Raw genomic sequence first — 429 nt, forward strand, 5'->3', positions numbered from 1 at the left:
CATACGTTTTACCTGCATTTAAAAGAAACCGAGTTCTGCTTCAATCACAGGCATGATGATTTGTACAAAGTGCTGTTGGGAATGTTGCGGAAAGATCCTTTAAAATGAATTTTGCTTCCTAAGCCCCAACCGAAATATGATAACAGTCCAAAATCCATGCAGCCGTCTGAACTTACAAAACTTTTGTCAAATTCAGAGCATATCCCTAAAAACTTATTTGCCGTTATTCCCATATGGGCAGGAATAACGGCAGCAGTATATTTTCAGACGGCCTGAGATGTGGGAAAAGGTCGGGTTGATTGCACTTTTTATGCCAAACGACTTTTGTTTTTTGCTGGAATGATGGTTTCGTGATTTTTGAGCATTCTCAAGAACGATGCGGCTTCGCCGTGCCTTTCGGCATTCTTGACAACCCTCAAAAATCCCAAA

Annotated in this window: 1 pseudogene; it reads left to right on the forward strand. The window is 41.0% G+C overall.

Going from position 1 to position 429, the window contains the following annotated elements:
- Positions 1 to 108, forward strand: a pseudogene (locus NQ012_RS12930) (IS1595 family transposase); the annotation flags it as partial.
- Positions 109 to 429 lie beyond the last annotated feature (321 nt).

The organism is Neisseria dentiae, from assembly GCF_024580525.1.
Lineage (GTDB): Bacteria > Pseudomonadota > Gammaproteobacteria > Burkholderiales > Neisseriaceae > Neisseria > Neisseria dentiae_A.